The organism is Pedobacter petrophilus (assembly GCF_009674725.1).
GTDB lineage: Bacteria > Bacteroidota > Bacteroidia > Sphingobacteriales > Sphingobacteriaceae > Pedobacter > Pedobacter petrophilus.
The window spans coordinates 57,157-75,422 of sequence record NZ_WKKH01000026.1; the positions used below are offsets into that span (position 1 = coordinate 57,157).

16 protein-coding genes are annotated in these 18,266 nt (G+C 39.7%); 10 read left to right on the forward strand and 6 right to left on the reverse strand.

From position 1 onward, the window contains the following. Nucleotides 1–5 precede the first annotated feature (5 nt). The 3 genes from GJU39_RS15715 to GJU39_RS15725 all read left to right on the forward strand — a co-directional run bounded on the left by GJU39_RS15715 (nt 6) and on the right by GJU39_RS15725 (nt 2,460). Nucleotides 6–380 carry a GntR family transcriptional regulator gene (locus tag GJU39_RS15715; protein WP_154281937.1) on the forward strand — a complete coding sequence of 125 codons (375 nt, stop codon included), beginning with the start codon at nt 6–8 and terminating at the stop codon, nt 378–380. Nucleotides 381–469: 89 nt separating this feature from the next. Next, nucleotides 470–1,231, forward strand: coding sequence for a hypothetical protein (locus tag GJU39_RS15720; protein WP_154281938.1), 762 nt, complete (start codon nt 470–472; stop codon nt 1,229–1,231). A gap of 242 nt (nt 1,232–1,473) precedes the next feature. Continuing rightward, complete coding sequence (locus GJU39_RS15725; protein ID WP_154281939.1) at nt 1,474–2,460, forward strand: alpha/beta fold hydrolase; 987 nt, start codon at nt 1,474–1,476, stop codon at nt 2,458–2,460. Between the two features lie 66 nt (nt 2,461–2,526). On the opposite strand, the gene GJU39_RS15730 is transcribed toward GJU39_RS15725, so the two are convergent. The 3 genes from GJU39_RS15730 to GJU39_RS15740 all read right to left on the reverse strand — a co-directional run bounded on the left by GJU39_RS15730 (nt 2,527) and on the right by GJU39_RS15740 (nt 5,316). Then, on the reverse strand, nt 2,527–3,441 hold the full coding sequence (locus tag GJU39_RS15730; protein ID WP_154281940.1) for a DUF6263 family protein: 915 nt from the start codon (nt 3,439–3,441) through the stop codon (nt 2,527–2,529). A gap of 9 nt (nt 3,442–3,450) precedes the next feature. Continuing rightward, nucleotides 3,451–4,224, reverse strand: a complete 774-nt coding sequence (locus GJU39_RS15735) for a M90 family metallopeptidase (RefSeq protein ID WP_154281941.1) — start codon at nt 4,222–4,224, stop codon at nt 3,451–3,453. Between the two features lie 66 nt (nt 4,225–4,290). Beyond that, nucleotides 4,291–5,316, reverse strand: a complete 1,026-nt coding sequence (locus tag GJU39_RS15740) for a Gfo/Idh/MocA family oxidoreductase (protein WP_154281942.1) — start codon at nt 5,314–5,316, stop codon at nt 4,291–4,293. Nucleotides 5,317–5,420: 104 nt separating this feature from the next. Here GJU39_RS15740 and GJU39_RS15745 point away from each other — a divergent pair, with 104 nt between their 5' ends. Then, a complete protein-coding gene (locus GJU39_RS15745; protein WP_154281943.1) occupies nt 5,421–5,765 on the forward strand; it encodes a hypothetical protein in 345 nt (114 codons plus the stop codon). A gap of 2 nt (nt 5,766–5,767) precedes the next feature. Here GJU39_RS15745 and GJU39_RS15750 read toward each other — a convergent pair whose 3' ends face one another. Genes GJU39_RS15750 through GJU39_RS15760 form a run of 3 tightly spaced genes read right to left on the reverse strand, consistent with a single transcriptional unit; the run spans nt 5,768 to nt 8,584 of the window. Next, nucleotides 5,768–6,292 carry a MepB family protein gene (locus GJU39_RS15750; RefSeq protein WP_154281944.1) on the reverse strand — a complete coding sequence of 175 codons (525 nt, stop codon included), beginning with the start codon at nt 6,290–6,292 and terminating at the stop codon, nt 5,768–5,770. Between the two features lie 17 nt (nt 6,293–6,309). Further along, the gene (locus GJU39_RS15755; RefSeq protein ID WP_154281945.1) at nt 6,310–7,494 is read right to left on the reverse strand and encodes a class I SAM-dependent rRNA methyltransferase; all 1,185 of its coding nucleotides are present in this window, start codon (nt 7,492–7,494) and stop codon (nt 6,310–6,312) included. A 55-nt stretch (nt 7,495–7,549) separates the two neighbouring features. Then, complete coding sequence (locus GJU39_RS15760; protein WP_154281946.1) at nt 7,550–8,584, reverse strand: LacI family DNA-binding transcriptional regulator; 1,035 nt, start codon at nt 8,582–8,584, stop codon at nt 7,550–7,552. 259 nt (nt 8,585–8,843) lie between these two features. Between GJU39_RS15760 and GJU39_RS15765 the strand changes: the two genes are divergently transcribed. The 6 genes from GJU39_RS15765 to GJU39_RS23605 all read left to right on the forward strand — a co-directional run. Further along, on the forward strand, nt 8,844–12,074 hold the full coding sequence (locus GJU39_RS15765; protein WP_154281947.1) for a SusC/RagA family TonB-linked outer membrane protein: 3,231 nt from the start codon (nt 8,844–8,846) through the stop codon (nt 12,072–12,074). An 18-nt stretch (nt 12,075–12,092) separates the two neighbouring features. Continuing rightward, nucleotides 12,093–13,928, forward strand: coding sequence for a RagB/SusD family nutrient uptake outer membrane protein (locus GJU39_RS15770; protein ID WP_154281948.1), 1,836 nt, complete (start codon nt 12,093–12,095; stop codon nt 13,926–13,928). A gap of 18 nt (nt 13,929–13,946) precedes the next feature. After that, nucleotides 13,947–15,593 carry a DUF4957 domain-containing protein gene (locus tag GJU39_RS15775; RefSeq protein ID WP_154281949.1) on the forward strand — a complete coding sequence of 549 codons (1,647 nt, stop codon included), beginning with the start codon at nt 13,947–13,949 and terminating at the stop codon, nt 15,591–15,593. A 79-nt stretch (nt 15,594–15,672) separates the two neighbouring features. Further along, entirely contained in the window at nt 15,673–16,686 is a 1,014-nt protein-coding gene (locus tag GJU39_RS15780) for a pectinesterase family protein (RefSeq protein WP_154281950.1), read from the forward strand. 6 nt (nt 16,687–16,692) lie between these two features. Continuing rightward, nucleotides 16,693–17,433, forward strand: a complete 741-nt coding sequence (locus tag GJU39_RS15785; RefSeq protein ID WP_154281951.1) for a rhamnogalacturonan acetylesterase — start codon at nt 16,693–16,695, stop codon at nt 17,431–17,433. Between the two features lie 600 nt (nt 17,434–18,033). Then, a partial coding sequence (locus GJU39_RS23605; protein ID WP_209437658.1) for a hypothetical protein occupies nt 18,034–18,266 on the forward strand: 233 nt, incomplete at its 3' end.

The following is an 18,266-nucleotide window of genomic DNA, read 5'->3' on the forward strand; positions in this document are numbered from 1 at the left end:
TAGATATGGAATTTAGAGATAATAAGGCAATATACCTACAAATAGCAGATTATGTGTGCGAACACATTTTGCTTGAAAAATGGAAAGCAGATGAAAAAGTACCTTCTGTTAGGGAAATGGCGGTTGAACTGGAGGTTAACCCCAATACCATTATGCGCACCTACGAGTTATTGCAGCAGCAAAACATCATTAGTAATAAAAGAGGAATAGGTTTTTTTGTAACCGAAAAAGCAATTGACCAGGTAAAAAACTTTAGAAAAGCACATTTTATGGATCATGAATTACCTGTTCTATTTAGAAATATTTACTTGTTAAACATCAGTTTCGAAGAGTTGAAAAGTAAATATGAAACTTTTGTAAACGAAAATTTTAACGCCTAGAAAATATGAAAACAAGTAATAAATTGTTAATAGCGCTTGCCGCATTGCTGATCATTGTTCCAATTTTAGTGATCGCTATCAATGTAAATATGAATTACATTGATAAAAAAGTTTTTTGGGCACAAATAAAAGGTAATCACAGCTTAAGCTCAAATTTAGATGGCTATGAAAATAAAAATCTGCCAGAGTTTAATACAATAAACTTTAGTAATGGAAACAATGCCTACGTTAATGTAGAAATTATAAAAAGTGAAAAACCTGGCGTTAAAATTCCTATAGGATTATTAGAACAGTATGATTTAAGTGTAGATAAAAATCAAACATTACAAATTAAGTTAACACATCCAGAAAAAAAGCTCAAGTATTCTGTAACCATTTACATCTACGCCAACGATATAAAACGGCTAAATATTGAAAAGGCTTCAGGATTTAACTTAAATGTTTCAACCAATACGATTAATATCAATGCAAAAGATGTCAATCATCTAGCCTTTACCGATGAAACCAAGATAATCAACTTAAATTTAAATGTAGAAAAAGTGGAAGACTTAAATTTTGGAGAGATCAATACCATTCAAAACATTGATGTTAAGCTAAATGAATCAAACTTTAATACCTCTAAATCTTTCTTCAAATCTTTAAATATTGTTTCTACCGGTCATTCAAATATTGATATTTTCGGCGACGAGCAAAATAAAAATAAATACAAAATTGATTTTTTATCGGTTAAAACCACTGGAAAAGCATCTCTTAACTTAGCAGATATAAAAATTGCTAAGTCTACAGGAGATTTATCTGATTCGACAAAGGTTAGCATGCCGGCTTTCATGCTTAAAACAATGTTTAAATAAAACTATAATCTGCTTGATTAAAGCCTCTTGTAAAGGAGAAGACATAGCCTTAATTTGTTATAAATCTCCTAAACTAGGAACTTTCCAAAAACAGTTTGTATCATTTCAGAATACCATTTATTATTATGGTCATTTTCACCCATAAAAAATTGAGCATGATTTTTAGGCTTTTGATTAATCAAAAGCCTAAACAATCTTTATATTAGCCATTATACAGCTAATATTAGCCTAAAATTTAAAACATGAAGAGATTTTTTCTTTTAATTGCCGTTTCATTACTGATTTTAAATTATTCTCAAGCCCAGAAAACGGACACCTTATCCATTACCCTTGAAAGTGTAAAATACCCGTATGCAGTGAAGTTTTTCCCAATTCATACTGAAGGTCAGGATATAAAAATGGCCTACATGGATGTTGCGCCAACAGGCACCGCAAACGGAAAAACAGCGATTCTTTTTCATGGTAAAAATTTTGGCGGCTATTATTGGGGAAATGTGATTAAAGCTTTAACCGCCATAGGCTATAGGGTAATTGTTCCTGATCAGGTTGGCTTCGGAAAATCTTCCAAACCGTTTATTCATTATAGTTTCCACCAGCTCGCTACCTGGAACAAAAAACTACTGGATACGCTGGGGGTACAAAAAACAATAGTATTGGGCCATAGTATGGGCGGAATGTTAGCCACTCGTTTTGCATTGATGTTCCCTGAAAAAACAGAGAAATTGTTACTCGAAAATCCAATCGGACTGGAAGACTACAAAACTTTTGTACCCTATGTAAATACCGCACAACAATATCAAACAGAACTTAAAACCACCGCAGAAAGTGTGAGAAAATATTACCAGGGTTCCTATTTTACGTATTGGAAACCTGAATATGAGTATTTGGTAAACATTGCCGGTGGCGTTACCTTCAGTGCAGATTATCCGCGCTGGGCCCAGGTTGCCGCCCTGACTTTTACCATGATTTATGAACAACCGGTAGTGTACGAATTTCAAAATATCAAAGTACCAACCGTCTTATTTATTGGCAAAGAAGATAAAACCATTGTGGGAAAAGGATTATTAACACCAGATCAACAGGCCATCCACGGACAATACAGGCTTCTTGGTAAACAGACCGCAGCGAAAATTCCGGGTGCTAAGATTATAGAGTTTGAAGCTTGCGGACATATCCCGCATATTGAAATTCCCACGGAATTTTTGGTAGCATTAACAGGAAGTCTGTAAAAGTTCTTTCCAAACCTCGCAGGTTTTAAAACCCTTCATCAGCAGATTCAACCTGCGAGGTTTATTTTACTTCAACCCGGAGGCAACTGTTTCCTTACCCACAATTTTATTAATCCCCTGTAATTCGAAATCAATATGCTCACCGCCAGTTTGCATTTTGCCGGATAATTCTATCCGCAGATGACTTTTTAAAATCAGTCCTGTTTTAAGATCCAGCTCTGCATCGCCGATATTTGTTCCGGTCAAATCCGTATCAATCTTATTGCCCATGCTTTGGAAACTGCCTTTAGAAAGCAAACTTCCGTTAATATTTAAATAGGCAATGTCATCCCTTACCGCTGTTAGGGTATATTTTGTGATGGTCTCAACTGGCATATTGAGTTGCATTTTGGTATCAACCGTCCAGCTTTCACCTATTTTAACCGGGTGATCAGGATAAATTTTTAAAGAAGATTCCAACGTGTGTTTCATCCCTTCTGAGTTAAATTGCTGACTCAAACTTGCTTTTATGTTTGCAGCCTTTGTAGAATCAGCCTTCATCTTACTTACCATATTCGTCACCATTTGCTCAATTCCTGTTAAGGATTTGATTGCACCATCTGGCAACATCACCATATTGAAAGTAGCACCCTTTATTCCCCGAAAAGAATTTTCTTTGGTGGTATCCGGATCATCTGAATCCATTTCCATCTGGTTCCCCATCCCTTTCGATTTCATGAAGATCCGCTTATAAGTGACTTCAATATATTTTTCCGAACCCTCGCCATTGCGGATATCGAAACGATATTCGGTGCCAATATTCTGGCTTAAACTAAGTTTTTTTCCAGCCATTTGCTGGTTGATAATCTGATCAGAAATTAATGTAAAATCATAGTTCTTGCCGATCGGAAAATCCTGCTTTAACACATAGCTTTTCTGGGCATCTGCCCTAAAGCCTAAAAGGACCAGCGCTAAAAATGGGAGTAATTTGAATATATTCATTAATAACAGTTACTGAACCGGTTGCTGAGCAAAAATTCTGCTCAATGCATGGTACAAATCGGGATGTTTATCTTTCAACAGTTCTGGTTTTTCGAAGAAATATTCCGAAACCACGGCAAAAAACTCAGCTTCATTGGTTATTGCATATGGATTAATATCAGATTTATTATCTTCTATTTTCTCCATTTCTGCATGCATCATCTTTACCCAGGGCAAAGTATATTCATGACCCATCAGATTTTCCGGCACCCCATCTGTAGCCCCATCAGATTTATCTAAAAGATGCACAAACTCATGTATGGCTGTATTTTCCTTACCGGCACTCTTCGAAAAACCATGACGCAATGCAGCACGTGATAAAATCATTTGTCCGTTCATATAGCCTGTTCCAACCATCCCTGCAATGTTTCGCTCATCACCTTCAAATTGAAAATCTTTATTAAAAGTGTCTGGATAGAGCAACACGCTGCCCAGGTTTTTGTATTGCCAATCGGCAAAACCGAAGATGGGAATTACAGCGCTTGAAGCAATTAATAATTCATCAAGCGTAGTCATGTCTAAACCCACACCTTCAATTTTTACCGTACTGAAAAACTCCGCAATTTTCTGCTCAAACTTAAGTTTATCTGTAGAATCAAGGTTATGATAATAGCCTACATAATCATCCAGAATTTTTCGATCGGTGTCTGTTAAGGGTTCTATCGCTGGTTTCTTTTTGCGTAAGATAAAATATAATACAATCAGAAAAATAGGAATCAGATAGGCAAAAGGTAAAGAATTCATATGCGTGTGTTGGCTGTAAGGCCATTGGTTAGATTTAAAAAAATTGACTTTTTGCCTGTTTACATGCTAGCTTTCCAAAATCTCGAGCTGTGCGAGCACATGCTCACGGGTTACGGGATAGGGTTTATCATTAACAATTGCCTGATAAACAGCATCAAAGAGGGGCAGATAACTTCCAACTTCAGATGCGATTATTTCTTCCGTTTTGTTACCCTGTTCGTCGATTGTAGTCAGTAAGCCCTGCTTTCCATCCGGCTCAATGCCGTAACCAGCATCAGTAAGTTTTTGGCCAGCGAGCAATTGCTCCTCCTGTACATCGGCTCTTTCTTTAATAAAACTACCCTTTACGCCGTGCAACACAAAGGCAGCCTGCGGATTCACAACCAACATACTCGAGGTAACAAATACATTCACACTATCCGGGTAATTAAGCTGGATGGCAAAAAAATCATCAACCAGCGTATCTTTTCTATTTTTACCCAGCACCTTGTGGTAGGTTTCCGGTTTACCAAAAATGCTGATCACCTGATCAAGCAGATGTGGCCCGAGATCGTATAATAATCCACTGGCCTCAATGGCTTGTTCTTTAAAAGCTTTTGGCCCGATTACATTTCTATAACGATCGTAGCGTAAATGCATCTCGTTCAGTTTGCCCAGCTTACCACTAGCTAAAACTTTTTTAACAGCGGTAAAATCACTGTCCCAACGGCGGTTCTGGTAAAATAAAATCTGTTTACCTACCTCATCTGCAAGTTCGAAAAGTTCTTTTGCCTGTGCTGAAGTTGCAGTAAATGGCTTTTCTACTAAAATATGCTTTCCTTTTTGAAGGGCTAATTTCGAATGCTCGTAATGAAGGTTATTCGGAGTATTTACGACCACCAATTCAATTTCTTCATCATTTAGCAACTCATCCATATGATCATAACTTAAGACATCAGGATAATCGTTTGTTGCGTTTTTTTTACTTCTTTCTACTATCGCCTTTAAGGCAAATCCATCATGCGCGTTCAAAAACGGGGCATGAAATACCTTTCCAGACATGCCATAGGCCAATAATCCAGCTGTTATTATTTTATTTGAATTTGTACTCATAGATTGTGATTGTACGTAAAAGTACGATTCTGGTTTAAAGTTTTGCGTTAAACTGACAACCTTTTCGGCCAGCGTATAAACCTTTTTACACTATCTTTGCAAACATGAAACCGTCGGAGATTAATGCCAAATGGAAAATATTGCAGGAGAAAATTGCGAAGGAGTTTGATTCTGATTTCCCGGATTTAAAAGTGATACTTTTTCTTATTGGTGTGCAGGAATTGGGCAAAGGCCCGAAAAAATACAGCAAAAGGCAAAAGGAAGAATTAATGCACATCGCCACCTGCCGCTTACTGAGCGAAATGGGTTTTTATGAACTTGAAGGTTTGGATCAGGATGGCTGGCCACACTGGAAATTGATTAAAGCGATTCCACCTTACACCATGCTGGAGCAGGAAATGCTGATGAAATCGCTCGTTGTAAGTTATTTTGAAGATATTTATTCTTAATATTAAAACGAGTTTATAAGCAATAATTCTTTAGCTTTTTTTAAGTCGATATTTTCGTTCCATGGCAATTTTAGAAAGCATTGTGTTTGCCATTTTTGTGTTTTCTCTGCCTGTTTATTGCCTGCTAAATCCCACGGTGGATAAACCCGAATGCCACGTTTACCGTTAATTTTTCCATTTGATAAAACTTGATGTTCCAACAGAATTTTTTTTGAAAAAATAAAAACACCAAAACAATCTTCCTTACTCACCGCAATAAAATAAAAGTCGAAATTGTCTGACACCTCAAATGGTTCAGTGATGCCCTGAGCATTTCTTTTCCAAACGGTAACAAATTGCCCGGTTTTTGTTGGCGTAATTTTCGCCATTCTAAACTTTACACTTTTGTTTTCCAGTTGAAACTGGTGTGCCAAATAGGGCTGACTTTCACTTTCCGTAATCACATCAGAATAACCGAGTTTTAGAGGTGCAAAAACCTTTTCGCTTAATAAACGAAGTATCGAAAGAAAATCTCTGGAAATTAACAATTTGCTTTGCTAAACAGTTAAAGTACACGCAACAACAAACCTTTCAAATACTCCCCTTCCGGAAAAGAAATTCTCACCGGGTGATCTTCAGGCTGACAGAATTGTTTAATCACCTGAACTTCCTTGCCGGCATCAAGCGCTGCCCAGGCAATAATTTGTTTAAAGGTATCAATATCAACCGCACCTGAGCAGGAGAAAGTAGCTAGCAAACCACCTTTTTCTAAAAGCAACATTCCTAAACGATTCAAATCCTTATAGGCCCTTGCAGCACGATCCAAAGCCGAACGGGATGGTGCATATTTTGGTGGATCTAATACAATGATATCGAACTTTTCACCTGCATCTTTAAACGCACGAAGTTGTTTATTTACATCAGATTGAATGGTGGTTACTTTTGCCGCATCAAAATGATTCAGATCTACATTCTGTTTTAAGGTTTCAATGGCTAATGCCGAACTATCAACACTGGTAATACTTGCTGCGCCATTGGCTAAACTATTTAAACTAAAACCCCCACTGTAGCTAAAACAATCGAGCACTTTTTTGCCCTTGGTATAACTCGCTAAAATACTTCTGTTATCACGCTGATCGCAATAAAACCCAGATTTCTGTCCTTCTGCAATATTGATATTATAGGCGATGCCGTTTTCTTTAACGCCTAAAAATTCCGGCGGGTTTTCACCCCAAAGCAAACCATTTTCAATCGGTAAACCTTCATGCGTTCTGGCAGTGGCATCACTTTTATCAAAAATCCCTTTAGGCTGCAATTCCGCTCTTAGAATATCAACAATAATCGTTTTGACCTTTTCAATCCCTGAACTTAAAATTTGCAAAGAAAGAAAATCCGCATACTGATCTACAATTAAACCTGGCAGGAAATCGGCTTCACTGAAAACTAAACGGCAGGTATTGGTTTCATCGCTTAAAATAAACTTCCGCGAAGCAATGGCTTGTTTTAATCTGTTTTCATACCAGCTTTGATCGATGGTTTGGCTTTCATCCCATTCCAATAACCGAACGGCCACACGCGAATTGCTGTTATAATAGCCGTAAGCGAGAAATTCGTCATCAAAAGCAGAAACTTTAACTACATCACCATCTTCTGGTTTGCCTTTAACTTTTTCTAAAGCTCCGGAAAATACCCATGGATGTCTTTGTAATGCCGCTTTTTCTTTCCCCTTTTTTAATACGATTTCTACCATAGCGCAAAGGTAAGAATTTGTTTGGAGTTAAGCGTTTGGAGTTTCGGAATGCAGCTTACAGAAACCTGTTGCCGAGTGGCTTTTGCATCCTCACCAATTCGGTATCTAAAACTTTGGTTTCAAATTCAGTCACTGGCCGCTTGGCTTCGATCATAGAAATCAGTAATTCGGTTGCCACCTGCCCCATTTCGAAAGCGGGCTGTTTTACCGAAGTAAGCGATGGAGAAAAAAGTTCAACCAAATTCGAGTTCGTAAACCCGGCAATGGCAATTTTATGGGCCACTCCGGGATTGGTCTTTTTCATGGCCATAATGCATCCTGTTGTTAACCGGTCGCTCGAAATAAAAATCCCGTCTGGATTGAGCGGCAAAAGTTCTTTTACAGCCTGCTCCAGCTCAGCACTGTGCATCCCTCCATGTTGGCAATACTTCACCAGTTCGGGCTCAAACCCGATATTATATTTAGCTAATGCAGCCTGATATCCTTTTAACCTCTCCCTGGTGATCGAAAGATTCTCCGAATTTGTTAAATGAGCAATCGTTCTTTTTCCTGAAAGAATCAGGTGTTCCGTCGCATCAAAAGCACCTTTAAAATTATTCGCAATAACCTTATGGGTTTCAAAATCTTCGGGCACACGATCAAAAAAAACTATCGGCAAGCCCTTTCCATACAAATTACGCAGGTAATCAATATCCTGTGTTTCAGATGAGAGCGCAATCAGCAAGCCATCTATAGAACGCGAGGCTAAGTGCTCTACATTGAGTTTTTCTTGCTTATATGATTCGTGACTTTGAGAAATGATCACATGGTAACCGCGATCGTAAGCGATTGCTTCTATTCCATTGATCACCTGTGAGAAAAAATTATTGGCAATTTCACTTACAATAATGCCGATGGAATAACTCCTGCGTTCCTTTAAACTGCGTGCGATTGGATTGGCCCGGTAATTAACCTTTTCAGCATAGGCTAAAACCAGTTTCTTAGTCTCTTCGCTAATTTCGTAGCGATCTCTCAAGGCTCTGGAAACGGTAGATGTAGATAATCCTAAGGCCTTGGCAATATCTTTTATGGTAGAAGTTTCAAATCTCATTTTTCGTGATGCGTACAAGTTACAAAAAATATCTCTTTTCAGGGGTTCATAACGGGATTAAATAAACGTTAAAGACACGTTTTCGGGAACGTTTGCACACTTTTTTAGTTAAATCTGGTTTCAATCCATTTTTAGTTTGTAAAATTGTTATTCTAACGTAACCAAATATTAATAAACAACAACAATTCGAAATAGTATTTCCCGCTATCTGCGAACAACAACTTAAAGCCTAATCAAGTATTTAATATAATTTATCATTATGAGCAGAGTTTTACTCTTTTTATCATTCCTCTTTTTTTTCGGTTTTACAACCGTTCATGCACAAAATAAACAACTTACCGGAACCGTAAAAGACAAGGCAGACGGACAGGCTTTAGTCGGGGTAAGTGTTACCGTAAAAGATTCCAAATCTGGCGTGAGTACAGATGCCAACGGAGGCTATAAAATAGCTGTTCCGGGCAAAGGTGCAGTAATTACATTTGCTTATGTAGGCTATAAAACCCGTGTAGTTACACTGGCAGACCAGACTAAGCTAGACATTACATTAGAAGAAGATGCGAACAATTTACAGGAAGTTACCGTAAACATTGGTTATGGTTCCGTTAGAAAAGAAGCCTTAACTGGCTCTGTTTCTTCTGTTTCCGGAAAAGATATTGATCAATTTCCGGTGAGTACAGCTGCACAGGCATTGGCAGGAAAGCTGGCTGGAGTTTCGGTAACCACTACAGAAGGTAGCCCGGGTGCGGAGGTAGTGATTAAAGTTCGGGGCGGAAGCTCTTTAACTGGCGATAATTCACCTTTATACATTGTAGATGGCATTCAGGTAGAGAATGCCTTATCGATCTTATCTCCAAATGAAATCCAGTCGATCGATGTGCTGAAAGATGTGGCCTCAACCTCCATTTATGGAAGCCGTGGGGCAAACGGTGTGGTGATTATCACGACCAAAAGCGGTAAACCAGGCAAACCCATTATTTCTTTTGATGCATATGCAGGTGCCAGACAAATTGTAAATAAACTTGATGTAATGAACCCTTACGAGTTTGTAAAATATCAATACGAGCTGTACAATAACAATACTGCGCAGGATGTTAAAGATACTTTTACAAAACGCTATGGCACCTTTGAAGATTTAGATATTTATAAGAATATTCAAAATATAGATTGGCAGGATAAGGTTTTTGGCCGACAGGCGTTTAGCAATACTCAGGTTTTAAATCTCTCCGGAGGCACGGCTAAAACCACTTATAATGTTTCGGTAAACAATACGAGTGAAGACGGAATCATGCTTAACTCCGGTTTCAAAAGAACATTTGCTTCCGTGCGATTAGACCATAAATTTACCACTAAGTTAAGAGTTGGGTTGAATGCACGTTACAGCCGCCAGCGGGTAGATGGTGTAGGTACCACTTCTACTGGTTCTCAGGGAACTAACCGTTTAAGAAACTCAGTAAGATACCAGCCTTATGCTGGCGGAAGTGATAGCGGAGATTTATTCGATGCAGATTACCTGACCACCGGACTATCTAATCCCATCACTTTGGCCAGTCAGGAATTGAAATATGATTACAGAAATGATTTGATCAGCAGCGCTTATGCTCAATATTCGATCTTAAAAAACCTGACTTTCAAAAGTACAGTAGGTTACAACAGATTGAGCAGACATATCAATACGTTTAACGGACCTGTAAGTAATGTGGCCAGAAACAATGGCGGGTTACCGGCCATTCAACTGGATACTGTTTCGCAAAAATCTTTCATCAATACCAATACCCTTTCTTATAAACCAGATCTTGGCAAAAACCACAGTCTGGATGTTTTAGTTGGACAGGAGATTAACATGGTAGACATTGATTCCAGAACTACAGTGACCAAGTTTTTCCCTGTTGGCATTTCTGCCGATGACGCTTTTACGAGCCCGGTTCCGCCGAATACCATCCAGGACAGACCAACTTCTTTAATCTCCGGAACGAGACAATTCTCTTTATTTAGCAGGCTTTCTTACGCTTTCAAAAATAAATATTTGGCTACTGTGAACTTTAGAACGGATGCATCGTCTTTATTCGCTGAAGGGAAACAATGGGGTTATTTTCCATCTGCACAGGTAGCCTGGAGAGTTACAGAAGAAAAATTTATAAAAGACCTGGAGCTGGATTGGTTAAATAACTTTAAAGTAAGGATGAGTTACGGTGCAGCCGGGAACAACCGCATCGGTCAGGATTTATTTAGAACGTTATTTTACATCAGTTCTACCAATGGCGGTTATGCCACAGCAGATAATATAGTGCAGCCAGGATTAATTTCCGGTACAGCAACGGGCAATATTTTATCTAACCCAAACATCACCTGGGAAACCAACCTTTCTACCAATGCCGGGATTGACATCGACCTTTTCAAAAACAAATTATCACTGAGCATAGATTACTATGATAATAAAACGAAAAACTTACTGTTAAACGCAAATGTTCCGCAAACAACGGGTTATGCTACCCAGCAACAAAACGTTGGTAAAACACAGAACAAAGGTTTCGAGTTGCAGTTGAATTATCAGGCGATAAAAACCCAGGACTTTAACTACACCACCAGTTTTAACATTTCTTTCAACAGGAATAAAATTATCGAGCTCCAGAATGGCGTAAATTCTTACATCACGCAATCGGGCTGGGTAAATAGTTTAGGTGATTTTAAAGTAGAAGTTGGTCAGCCGGTTGGCCAGTTCTATGGCTTTATTTCTGATGGCCGATACGCTATAGATGATTTTAGCTATGTTCAAAATGCAACCACAGGTGCTTACACCTATACTTTGAAGCCGAATATAGCCAATAGCCGGGTGCTTTTAGGCAACCGTGAGCCGCAGCCCGGTGACATGAAGGTTAAAAAACTTTCGTCAGCCACCAGCATGACGATTGGCGATGATGACAGAACAGTTCTCGGAACTTCTCAGCCGAAATTTACCGGAGGTTTCAATAATCAGTTCGCCTATAAAAATTTCGACATGACGGTTTTTGTAAACTTTAGCTACGGAAGTAAAGTGTATAACGCGAATAAGATTGAATTCACATCTCAATACAACGTAAAAGACAACAACCTGCTTTCGGTAATGAACGATCGCTGGCAGAATTTTGATAATAATGGCGTGAAGGTTACTGATCCAAACGTGTTAACAGCAATGAATGCGAATACCACCATGTGGACACCAACCGGCGGCAACTATGCGCTTACCTCTTATGCCATAGAGAACGGATCATTCCTGAGAATAAGTAACGTTACGTTGGGTTATACCTTACCTCAAAAATTTATTAAAAGAACTGGTTTCATCTCTAAACTCCGTGTTTATGGAACGGTGAACAATTTATACACCATTACAGGTTATACCGGTTACGATCCGGAGGCGAACACCCGCCGGTCGAATCCACTTACGCCAGGAATTGACTATGCCGCCTATCCGCGCAGCAGATATATCCTCGCCGGAATTAACCTGTTGTTTTAACCTATAACATTAAAGAAAATGAACAATAAATTTATAAAATCTGCTTTAATGGTGATGACTATTGCAGCAGTTTGCATCAATACTTCCTGTAAAAAATACTTAGATGTCCAGTCTCCATCAACCTCATCTCCTGATGTTGTTTTTGAAAATGTCGACAATACAAATGCGGCCATTATTGGCGTTTACAACAGGCTTTGTGGAGATAATGGTTATGGTAGCCGCATCTCTACCTTATTTGGCGTTACCGCTGATGATTTTAAAACTTCGGGCAGTTACAGTTCTTCCGACCGACGTGGAATCAGCATGTATGGCGCAAGTTCTGATAATACAGATTTAACCAATCCTTTTCTCCAACTCTATCAGGGTGTGGAACGTGCAAATATTTGCATTAAATACATTCCGGCATCGAAACTTTATAGCAACGGATCGGAAGCCGAGAAAACCATTATGAAACGTTACCTGGGTGAAGCTTTAACCCTAAGGGCACAGTTTTTACATGAGTTAATCCGCAACTGGGGAGATGTGCCGGCATCCTTTGTGCCCGCTGCTGATGCAGAAACGCTTTATGGCCCGAATGCAGACCGTAATCAAACTTATGATAAAATCATTGCCGATTTAAAAACAGCAGAAGACCTGGTACCGTGGAGAAGTGGCATCACAGAATATGGCAGTTTCCGTTTTACCAAAGGAGCAATCAAAGCATTGAGGGCCCGTTTAGCTTTAGCGCGTGGCGGATATTATTTAAAAGGAAACCAAAATGTTCGCAGCAGCGATTATTTAACCTATTATAAAATAGCTTTTGATGAATGTTTGGATATTATGAACAATCGTGCCGAACACAGCTTAAACCCAAGCTTCGAAAATGTGTTTAAAACCTTGCACGGAACCCGTTTTGATAACGCTCATGAGCTGATGTTTGAGGTTGCCGCCTTCGGAAGTAATGCTGCAACAGATAGTAAACTAGGCTATTACAATGGAGTCCGTTTTAACTCTGCTTCTACTTACGGCAGTGGTGGAGGCGGAATGAATGCCATTCCAACTTATTTCTATGAATTTGATGTGACTAAAGATTCCCGCCGCGATGTTACCATTGGGGTATTCGAAATCACGGCATCATCTAAAAAAATCATCAATACACTTTTTAACATGACGGATGGAAAATTCCGCAAATCATGGACAAATGTTAACGGGTCTTCTGCTGCGCAAACTTTTGGTGTAAACTGGCCAATGATCCGTTTCGCTGATGTATTATTAATGTATGCTGAAGCCGACAACGAAATTAACAGTGCACCTTCTGCAACTGCAGTTAGCGCATTACAAGAAGTGCAGAAAAGAGCTTATCTGGGTTTTGAAACACAAATCCCTGCCACACCAGCCACTAAAACCGATTTCTTCAATGCCATTGTAAAAGAGCGTTTATTAGAGTTTGGTGGTGAAGCCATTAGAAAATACGACCTGATCAGATGGAATTTATTAGGCACGAAACTGGAAGAAACCAGAGGAAAAATCCGGGCACTAATTGCCGGAACAGGCGCTTATGCTGGTGTTCCGGATTACGTTTATGCAAAAGAAGGAAATTATCTTTTGGGTACCAGCGTAAATGAGGTTGCCACGTTAGACTTATTTGGCGGCACCCCAAATAACGTTTTTGTTTCACCTGGTTTAGGTGTATCATCAGCCCCTGCTGGCTACACCACTAAAAACTGGAGGAAAGCGGTTACCGAAGAGAATTCCATTACCAGTACCGCTACCGGCATAGCCTTTTACTTCGAGGCCAATAAAAAAGAGCTTTTTCCATACCCAAAAACGGCATTGATTGAAAACACCAAAATGGTGCAAAATTTTGGTTATTAACGCTTAGACACCATAGAGATGAAAAAAATTATAAATCAGCTTAGCTGGAAAATTGCAATGCTTGTTTTGATTGCCGCGGCGCTAAACGCCTGCAAAAAATCAGAAGATCAACCTAATGAACCAGCCAGATTATTTAAACCCAGTGAGGTTAAAGTTACTGCAGGGGAAACAAAAGCAAAATTAACATGGACGGTGCCAATCATGGCCACTGGCAAAGCACTTAAATACAACATCGATTTCTCAACCGATTCTACCTTTGCAACCGTAAAATACACCACCACATCAGATACTGCAGGCGTTACGGTTACAGAAGATAATATTCCGGTAAGAACAAAATATTATGCCCGGGTTAAAGCGGCTGCTACGGCAGATCAACCGGAATCTAAATACGTGCGAAGCAGTGTCTTCCAACTTACCGGAACACAACTATTTTCAGCCGTAAGGGATAATGATGTAAAGGAAACCAATGTTACGTTACGTTACACGCCAACTCCGGGCTTAACTGCTATTGTGTTAACGCCGGCAACTGGTACTGCGATAACCGCCACATTGAACGCTACAGATGCAGCTGCCGGCGTGAAATTAATTCCCGGATTAACAGCAGGCGTATTGTATTCAGCTGAATTATTCTCAGATACAAAAAGTAAAGGATTGGTAACATTTACCACCCTGTTACCCACTAATTACACGGTTAGATTAAATCCTGGCGATGATTTGGCGGCTGCTATTACCAATGCTGCAGATGGTGCAACTATCGGATTAAACCCGGGAATTTATACCCTGGCAACAACTTCTTTTATTACCCGCAAAACCATTACCCTTAAATCTACCTCTGGCAATCCTGGTGACACAAAAATAAACTACAAGGAAATAGATTTAGAAGGAACGGGCGCAGGAGTAACATTATCAGGTATCGAGTTTGACGGAACAGCTGGTGCATCACTTTATTTCTTAAACTTTATTGGCTCACAAGCTGCAAATGGTTCGGCAGCAACTTTCACAAATGTTGTGGTAGATAATTGTATTGTGCATGGTGCTACCACTGCCTTTTTACGTGGCGATCGGGGAACTGCAGCAAGGGATTTTAAAATTACCAACATTACAGTAAACAACTCCATCGTATATGATATGGGGTTAAATGGTTCTTCTGCATACTATACACTCCATGTTAATAAAATGCAGTTTAATACAATTGCAGTATCTAAATCTACCTTTTACAATGCTGGCCCCGGTTTAGTTTCTGCAAGCGCAACCTACACCGGCGATGTTGTTCCAACCGTTGCCATAACCAGTTCTACATTTAACGGCTTTGGAGGAAACGCTAAATACGCCTTGCTTGATGCCAGCGCAAACCCGATTAAATTTACAATCCAAAATAGCATCCTGGCCAATACGCCAAAATCAGGAAACGTTAATGCTGCTGCCATCCGGGCAACTGGAGTAGGCAGTACCTTAACCATCTCCAATAGTAATTACTTTAACTTGTCTAGCGCATTAACAGGCGGTACCGCGCTAACCTTCGGTACGGCAACGTTAACCAGTAACCAAACCTTAAATTTAGGATGGACACCAACCACAACTGATTTTTCGATCCCTGTAAGTTCGCCACTAAGGGTGGCTGGCAATACCGGTGGCACAATCGGAGATCCAAGATGGACGTATTAACCCTCTATATTTTCTAAAAGGGCAGAATTTATTTTGCCCTTTTTAATGAAATTTAAATCTTAGATTTTACTTTTATAAAATGAGCCGACCAACTTTTCTTTGCTATCCGTTCCTGCTGATCCTGACCCTTTTCTTTTTAAAAGTAAATGCCCAGGATCCTAAATACCCGGCAGAAATAACGGTAGATCAAAATGGAAGCGGGAATTACAAAACCATTCAGGAAGCCGTAAATGCCGTTCGGGATTTAGGAGAAAAGGAAGTAAAGATTAAGGTAAAAAATGGCATCTATAAGGAGAAACTGATCATCCCATCATGGAAAACCAACATCACTATTATTGGAGAAAGCACAGACCGAACGATCATTACTGGCAATGATTACTCAGGAAAGGCAAACGCAGGAAAAGATGCATTTGGCAATGAAAAATTCAGCACTTATACCTCTTATTCTATGCTGGTTCAGGGTAACGATTGCCATTTAGAAAATCTGACGATTATTAATGCGTCTGGTCGCGTAGGGCAGGCGGTAGCCCTCCATGTAGAAGGCGATCGGTTCATTGCAAAAAACTGCAAATTTTTAGGTAATCAAGATACCTTGTATGCCGCGACTGAGAACAGCAGGCAATATTACTTTAAGTGTTTTATTCAAGGTACTACTGATTTTATTTTCGGACAGGCAACTGCAGTATTTCAGGAATGTGAAATCAAGAGCCTGAGCGATTCTTATGTAACCGCCGCCGCAACTTCCAAAAACCAAAAGTTTGGTTTTGTATTTTTAAACTGTAAGCTGATAGCAGATTCTTCGGTTGGCAAAGTTTACCTCGGCAGGCCCTGGCGGCCATTTGCCAAAACGGTTTTTCTTAATTGCGAGTTAGGCAAACATATTGTTGAAGCGGGATGGAATCCCTGGAAGGGCGACAAAATGTTTCCTGACAAGGAGAAAACAACCTACTATGCGGAATATAAAAGCAGAGGTGAAGGCACATCACCAAAAACGCGGATAAACTGGAGCAAACAACTCTCTGACAAAGAAGCGAAAGAATATACCCTTAAGAATATTTTTAATAGCGGTGACCACTGGAATCCAGGCAAATAACTTATCATGAAAACAAGAGTTTCAATCATTTTCGCTGCTGTAGCCTTAGTTATCCTATCAGGATTTCAGCTGATCCAAAAGCAGACTACGCTTTACATTATTGGAGATTCTACAGCAGCCAATAAACAGGAAAAAGCTTATCCCGAAACAGGTTGGGGAATGGAGTTGCAATCGTTTTTTAACGATGAGGTTAAAGTAGATAACCGCGCATTAAATGGGAGAAGTACAAAATCTTTCCGGGCGGAAAAACGCTGGGAACCAATTTTGGAAAATCTGAAAGCAGGCGATTATGTACTGATAGAATTTGGCCATAATGATGAAAAGGTTGATAAACCAGCCGTTGGCGTTTCATTAGCCGATTTTAAGATCAATCTGGTGAACTATGTGAATGAAACCAGAAGTAAAAAAGCCATTCCGGTTTTACTTACGCCAATCTCGAGAAGAAGTTTTAAAAATGGAATATTAACCGATACGCATGGTGGTTACCCAGACGTAACCAGAAAAGTTGCTGATTCGCTCAAAGTACCCCTGATCGACATGCTCGCTAAAACGGAAAAATTATTGAGTGATTTAGGCGATGAAGGATCAATTAAGTTATTTCTTCATGTAGATTCAGGGCATGTAAATTATCCGAAAGGCAAGAAAGATGATACTCATTTAAGTCCAAATGGTGCTAAACAAATTGCAGGCTTGGTTGCAAAAGGTATTAAAGAAAACAAGTTAAGTATTGCACGGAAATTGAAATAGAATTACTGACTGCATCTTTTATTTACAAAATAGGTTCTGAAATAAATTCAGAATGACGATTTACTGACGGCACCCCGCTTTCTGCACCCTATTATCTACACCCTACTATATACACCTGCTATATACACCCTGCTCTCCGGCCTAGGAGATGATGGAAGGAGAAGCAGTTGAAAACCACCCCCACCAACTTTAAACACCCACCGAACCAAGGCAGCGCACACTTGCCGATTCTTCATCGGTACTTGTGCTGCCGAAATCAGTTTTCGACACGCTTATCCAACATCAGATCCAAGCCTTGATTTTTGTTAAACTTTTTATCAAGAAAAAGTTTAGAGCCCCTTCGGCGGCGGCGAGCCGAAACCAAGCCAGCGCAGCGGCCAATTATTGATAAACAACAACAAGATATATTGCTTCACGCCCTCGCTCCACCTCCGCTTCAGTTCGCAATGACGATTTTTCGCATAAGGACGATTTTACTTTAAACCCGCGGGCATCTTTTATTTACAAAATAGGTTCTGAAATAAATTCAGAATGACGATTTACTGATGGCATCCCGCTATCTGCACTCTACTATCTACACCCTGCTCTCCGGCATAGGAGATGATAGAAGGAGAAGCAGTTGAAAACCACCCCACCAACTTTCACCCCCTCACCCAACCAAGGCAGCGCACATTTGCCGATCCTTCATCGGTACTTGTGCTGCCGAAACAGGTTTTCGACGTACTTATCCGACATCAGATCCAAGCCTTGATTTTTGTTAAACTTTTTATCAAGAAAAAGTTTAGAGCCCCTTCGGCGGCGGCGAGCCGAAACCAAGCCAGCGCAGCGGCCAA